We start from the raw sequence: 6,389 nt of genomic DNA, 5'->3' as shown, positions 1-6,389 counted from the left end.
CCCGGCCGACCGGCTGACGAGGCAGGAGCAGAAAGAATGGCTTCACGGAGGTCCGTGAAGCCGTCTTCAATAACCCAGCGACTGAGGCAGCCACAGGGCCAGTTGCGGAAACACCGCTACCAGTATCAGCGCCAGCAGCATCGACGCCACCATCCACAGCGCCCAGCCCACCGTTGATTCCATCGTGATGTTGGCGACCCGCGTGGTCACCATCAGGTTCACCGCCATCGGCGGCGTGAACTGGCCGATCGCCAGGTTCATCGTCATGATGATGCCGAACCAGACCGGGTCCCATTTGTAGATCGCCATGATCGGCAGCAGGATAGGCAGGAACACCAGATAGATCGATACCGCGTCCAGCAGCATGCCGGCGACCAGCAGCATGACCATGATCATCGCCAGCATCAGCGCTTCGTTGCCCGTCAGGCCGAGCAGCAGGTTGGCGAAGGCATCGAAGGCGCCCAGCGTGGCGCCGGCATGGGCAAAGACGCCGGCGAGGGAAATGATCAGCAGCACCACGGCGGAGATTTCCGCCGACTCCACCAGCACCTGGTACAGCGTGCGCAGGCTCAGCGTGCGATACACAAACATGCCCACGATCAGGCCGTAGAAAGCGGCGACCACCGCCGCCTCGGTCGGCGTGAAGAGGCCGGTGCGCAGGCCGCCGAGAATGATGACCGGCGCGAGCAGACCCCAGATCGCTTCCTTGAAGCTGTTCCAGAATGTCGGCGCCGGCTCGTTCGATGCGAGACCCCAGCCGTTCTTCCATGAAAACCAGACTGTCGGCAGTACCAGCGACAGGCCGGCGAGGATGCCGGGAATGACGCCGCCGGCAAACAGAGCGGGCACCGAAGCCGCCGGCACCAGCACGCTGTAGACGATCAGCGCGATCGACGGCGGGATCAGGATCGCGGTGGAGCCGGCGGCGGCGATCAGCGTGGCGGAAAATTCCTTCGGATAACCCTGCCGGAACATCGCCGGAATCATCACCATCGCAACCGCCGCCGCATCAGCCGGGCCGGAACCCGAGATCCCGCCGAGGAACATGCAGACGAGGATGGCGACGATGCCTTGCGCGCCGCGGCGCTGTCCGACGACCGCCGACGCGAAGCGAACGATGCGCACCGCGACGCCGGCGCGCTCGAAGATCATGCCGGCCAGCACGAACACCGGCAGCGCCAGCAGCGGATACTTTGCAATGCCGTTGTAGGCATTGGTCGGCACCGACATGATGCCAAGCCCTTCGATCAGGATGACTGCCGTGCCGGCCACGCCCAGCGCGATGGCGAGCGGCGCGCCGATGGCCAGAAGCACGGCGAAGCCGAGAAAAAGAATGAGGCTGCCTTCGGCGATCATGGCGCACCTCCGTCGAGTGGCTGGCGGCTGACGCGGATCAGGCGGCCAAGGATGCGCAGCAGGATGACGGCCGACAGCAGCGGCAGCCAAATGGTATAGATCCATTGCGGAATGCCGATGCCAGGCGAGGTAGTCTCATAGGTCCAGTCGTCCCAGAACAGGAAGCTGCCATACCAGGCCATCACCCCAAACATCACGATGCCCAGCAGGAGAACGGCATACTCCAACTTCCTGGCGAGCGTCTTCGGCAGACGATCGGTGATGAAGGTCATGCGGATATGGCGGTCGCGGGCGAAGGCGGCCGATGCGCCGAACAAGGTCAGTACCACCATCAGGAACACCGAAAACTCTTCGGTGAAGGCGAACGACACATCGGTCAGGTAACGCACCACCACGTTGGCGAAGGTAATGCAGCACAGCAGTGCCATCGCCATTGCGGCGCAAAATTCCTCGATCTTCACGGATACGCGCGGCGGCGTCTCCCCGCGTGCCGAAGCCTCATCAGGCAAATCACTCATACAGATAATTCCGGTTGCATAAAGAAAGCGCCGCCCGGGGCAGCGGGCGGCGCAAATGTATCAAATGGATCAACAGCGATCAGCGGTTTACTTGCGCGCGGCGATATCCGCTTCCGCTTTCTTGACGAGGCCGGTGCCGACCGTCTTGGCCCACTTGTCGTAGACCGGACGGGTCAGCTTTTTGAATTCGCCGACTTCGGCAGGGGTCAGGCGGGTAACCTTCACGCCGAGGCCCTCGACCTCCTTGTACAGGCTGCTGTCGGTTTCGGTCAGGCCCTTGCGCGCCAGCGCGATTTCTTCCTTGCCGGCCTGGATGGCGGCGGCACGCACTGCCTCCTGGTCGGCCTTGCTCCAGCTCTCCCACACCTTGCGGTTGACGACGAAGATCAGCGGATCGGCGGTGTAACCCCAGACGGTCAGGTACTTCTGTCCGAGGCTATGGATCTTCGCGCCGAGGAAAACGGAAACCGGGTTTTCCTGGCCGTCGACCGCGCCGGACGCCAGCGCAGGCTGCGCGTCGGCGAAACTCATCTGCGTCGGGTTGGCCCCCAATGCGGTGAAAGTGTCGTTGAACAGCGGCGAGCCGACCACGCGGAACTTCATGCCTTTCATGTCAGCCGGCGTGCGGATCTCGCGCTTGGAATTGCTGACCTCGCGATAGCCGTTCTCGCCCCAGGCCAGCGGCACGACGCCGTTCTTCTCGATCACCTTGAACAATTCCTTGCCGACCTCGCCTTGCGTGAGCGCATCGAGGGCGCGGTAGTCGGGCATCAGGAAAGGCAGGGAGAACAGATTGAGTTCCTTCACCTGCGGCGACCAGTTGATCGACGAGCCGATTGCGAGATCGATTACACCCTGGCGGATGGCGGTGAATTCGCGCGTCTGGTCGCCGGCGACCAGCGACGTGCCGGGATACATCTTGATATTGATGCGGCCTTCGGTCTTTTCCTTGACAAGCTGCGCCCAACGCTCGCCGCCCTTGCCCCAGGGGAAGGCGGTGCCGAGGACGGTCGACAGCCGGTATTCGGGTTGATACTTCTGCTGCGCCTGCGCCTGCGCAGGCGCGGAAAGGACGAATGCGGCAGCAGCCGCGAGAGCGAACAGGGGGCGGTACATGGAGTCTCCTTGATGAATTGTGTGGCGCTGATGCATTGCGCTGCGCGGTCGTCCCGGACGAGACGCGTGGCGTGATACAGCCGACTTTTTACAGCAATCTTGCGCATGCAGCAACTGCCTCCGCCGATAGGTAACGGATATGGAACCGCCGGGTGCACGCCGGGTCCACCTTGAACATATTTCATCTACCTTGCCATTCCGGCACTTCCTGAGGATCAACATGCAATCCATCGGCTATGGCACCCATCGCGCGGATGCGCCCCTGCAATCCCTTCGTTTCGAACGACGCACGCCCGGCCCGCACGACGTGCACATTGACATCCTCTATTGCGGCGTATGCCATTCGGATCTGCACACCGCGCGCAACGAATGGGGCAACACGGTGTATCCGGTGGTGCCGGGTCATGAAATCGTGGGCCGCGTTGCCGCCGTCGGCGAACAGGTCAGCCGCTTCAAGCCGGGCGATATTGCCGGCGTCGGCTGCATGGTGGATTCCTGCCAGCACTGCAGCAGTTGCGCAGAGGGACTGGAGCAATATTGCGAGAACGGCTTTGTCGGCACCTACAACGGCGAGGAGATGCATTCCGGCGGCATGACCTACGGTGGTTATGCGAACAACATCGTAGTCAACGAGAAATTCGTGCTGCGCATTCCCGACAAGCTCGACCCGGCCGCGGCGGCGCCCCTGTTGTGCGCCGGCATCACCACTTACTCGCCATTGCGTCACTGGAAGGTCGGCAAGGGACAGAAGGTGGGCATCGTTGGTCTCGGCGGCCTCGGCCACATGGGCATCAAGCTGGCGCATGCAATGGGCGCGCACACCGTGCTGTTTACCACCTCGCCCGACAAGAAGGCGGATGCGCAGCGCCTCGGCGCCGACGAGGTGGTGGTATCACGCAATGCCGGCGAGATGGCCGCGCATGCAAACAGCTTCGACTTCATCCTTAATACCGTGGCGGCGCGCCACGACCTCGATGCCTTCATGGTGCTGCTCAAGCGCGAAGGCACCATGACGCTGGTCGGCGCACCGGCCGAACCGCATCCATCGCCGCAGGTATTCAATTTGATCATGAAGCGTCGCCGGCTTGCCGGTTCGCTCATCGGCGGCATTGCGGAAACCCAGGAGATGCTGGATTTCTGCGCCGAGCACGACATCGTGTCCGATATCGAAATGATCCCGATCCAGCAGATCAATGCCGCCTATGAACGCATGCTGAAAAGCGATGTGCGTTACCGCTTCGTGATCGACATGGCGTCGCTGCGCGGCGAAGCATAACCGCTTACAGCAGCATCGCCAGCACGGTCAGCAGGACACTGGCGAGCAATGCGTTGAACAACGCGAATGCCCAGTTCTTGCCGAGGCTGATCTGGTACAGGCCCACGCCCGCATAGCGGCTCGCCGTCAGCGACAGCACCGAGTACGGCGTCAGGCAGGCCGACAGCCCCCAGCCAGTGAGAATGGCGGAAATATGCACCAGCGGCGGCAGGTTGAGCACCTGCGGCGTCATGGTCGATGCCATGAACACCGCCGTGAGCACCGGATGGATGCCGGCAAGCGCGATGCCCATGATGCTGGCCATCAGGAAGGCGATGCCGAGGAACGGCATCCCGCCCAGCAGCAATCCGACCTGTTCCACCCACGGCTGCGGGAAGGCATCGGCCATGATGCTGCCGGCGCAGCCCGCGGCAGTGAACAGGATGGCTTCGCTTGCCAGGCGCGGAAACTGCAACGTCGCACCCTCTCCCATGCGCACAAGCGCATCGGGGATGCGGCGTCCCGGATCGGCCAGCACGATGTTGAGCAGAAGGGCCACCACCGGTCCGACCAGGACGATCGATGCGGTGATGCCGATCTTCAGCAGGCTGCTGGTGATCAGCACCGTACCGAGAAAGCCGAACATGATCAGCAGCACCGGGATGGCGGCACTCGCCAGCGGTGGGGGGACGTCGGGAACCGTATCAGCCGCACCTTGCGGCTCGGCAGGCGGCAGCGTCTTCCTGCTGAATCGGTTCACCAGCACGCCGACCACGATGGTGATCTGCGCCAGCCCGGCGCCGACCGGAAAGACCTCGATCCAATGCAGGCTGGGATAGAGCGCCAGCAGGATCGCCATGTTGCCGAACACCGGGCTCCAGAAGCCTGCGGCGGCGAAGCCCCGGGTCACGGCAATCACGGTGGCGGTCCGTGTCGGGCTCTTTCCCTCGTCGGGCGGCGCGGCCATCACCAGCATGATGTTGGCGCCGGCCAGGCCGAGCATGCCGGAAAAGACCTGTCCGGCGATATTGAAGCTGAGGTAGCGCTGGCCCGACGGCTGGCCGCGCAGATTGGTGCCGACGATCTGCACATGCCGGCTGCGCAATGCGCAGCGCGCCAGCAGCATCACGCTCGCCATCAGCGCCAGCAACAGGCCGGATACGAAGATGCCGCGCTGCACCGCTGCCAGCGGAGAGCGGGTGAATGGCAGCAGGACGACACTGGTGGCTAGCAACAGCAGCGACGTGGTGCGAAGGCGGGGCGGGATGTTGCGGTATTCCACCGCGATCAGCACCGCCGCAGCGGCAAACAGCACGGCGGACAAGGCGGCCGGTCCGCCGAACGCGCGCCACAGGGTGGTGATCATCATGACCACGACGGCGCCAACAGCGGCGGCAAGAGGGAGGCCGCTGGAGGCGGGCTTGATTTCCATGGAATGCCTGGACCGGCTAGTGTGCCGCCGTCACGGCGCGGTGGTGTAGGGAATGCCGTATGAATCGGGCGGCGGACTGCTGGGGCATGGCTTCTCGATGTGGGGTTTCCTCAGGCGGCGGTGCGAAGGCTGAGTGATGTCGGTGTGGAGTTGCTGCCGATTGTATGCCAGGCAGGCAAAATGAACTGTAAAAAACTTTCCAAAGCGGGCCGGATCTTGCATCCGGCCCCCTTGGCCGGCGGACGGGGAGCGTCCGCCGGTTGTGCTTATTTCAATCGCTATCGGTTATCGCCATGCCCTTGGCGTTGACAGGGCGCCATCAGAACTCTTCCCAATCGCCTTCCGCCGGCTTCTGCTGCAGCGCGACCTTGCGTGCCTGCGGCGCCGCTACGGGCATGCCGCTGCGGCCGTTGCGTGCCAACGGCTTGGCGGCCGGCTTGGCAACCGCAGCGGGCGCCTTGGCGATCGACGCCGGCGCCGTGCGCTGGCTGCCGTCAAGCTTGAAGACGCTGACCAGCTGCGCGAGGTTGTCCGCCTGCCCCTGCATCGCTTCCGATGCGGCGGCTGCTTCCTCGACCAGCGAAGCATTCTGCTGGGTGACTTCATCCATCTGACTGATGGCCTGGTTGATCTGCTCGATGCCGCTGGTCTGCTCATGGCTGGCGGCGGCGATCTCGCTGATGATGTCGGTGACGCGCCGCACGCTGGCGAC

General features: G+C 63.6%; 5 protein-coding genes and 1 pseudogene. 1 reads left to right on the top strand and 5 read right to left on the bottom strand.

Going from position 1 to position 6,389, the window contains the following annotated elements:
• Positions 1–66: 66 nt before the first annotated feature.
• The 3 genes from VGU61_RS16135 to VGU61_RS16125 all read right to left on the bottom strand — a co-directional run bounded on the left by VGU61_RS16135 (position 67) and on the right by VGU61_RS16125 (position 2,990).
• Positions 67–1,356, bottom strand: coding sequence for a TRAP transporter large permease (locus VGU61_RS16135; RefSeq protein WP_326860226.1), 1,290 nt, complete (start codon positions 1,354–1,356; stop codon positions 67–69).
• Positions 1,353–1,874 (bottom strand): TRAP transporter small permease, encoded by a 522-nt coding sequence (locus VGU61_RS16130; protein ID WP_326860225.1) that lies wholly within the window; start codon positions 1,872–1,874, stop codon positions 1,353–1,355. The genes VGU61_RS16135 and VGU61_RS16130 overlap by 4 nt, the downstream gene beginning before the upstream one ends.
• A gap of 87 nt (positions 1,875–1,961) precedes the next feature.
• Entirely contained in the window at positions 1,962–2,990 is a 1,029-nt protein-coding gene (locus VGU61_RS16125) for a DctP family TRAP transporter solute-binding subunit (protein ID WP_326860224.1), read from the bottom strand.
• Between the two features lie 220 nt (positions 2,991–3,210).
• Between VGU61_RS16125 and VGU61_RS16120 the strand changes: the two genes are divergently transcribed.
• On the top strand, positions 3,211–4,266 hold the full coding sequence (locus VGU61_RS16120) for an NAD(P)-dependent alcohol dehydrogenase (protein WP_326860223.1): 1,056 nt from the start codon (positions 3,211–3,213) through the stop codon (positions 4,264–4,266).
• 4 nt (positions 4,267–4,270) lie between these two features.
• Here VGU61_RS16120 and VGU61_RS16115 read toward each other — a convergent pair whose 3' ends face one another.
• On the bottom strand, positions 4,271–5,677 hold the full coding sequence (locus VGU61_RS16115) for a hypothetical protein (RefSeq protein ID WP_326860222.1): 1,407 nt from the start codon (positions 5,675–5,677) through the stop codon (positions 4,271–4,273).
• 319 nt (positions 5,678–5,996) lie between these two features.
• Positions 5,997–6,389: pseudogene (locus tag VGU61_RS16110) on the bottom strand (hypothetical protein); the annotation flags it as partial.

It is taken from the genome of Noviherbaspirillum sp., assembly GCF_035944575.1.
Lineage (GTDB): Bacteria > Pseudomonadota > Gammaproteobacteria > Burkholderiales > Burkholderiaceae_D > Noviherbaspirillum.
The sequence above is the reverse complement of the archived record's forward strand: the minus strand, read 5'-3'. Positions and strand labels throughout refer to the sequence as shown.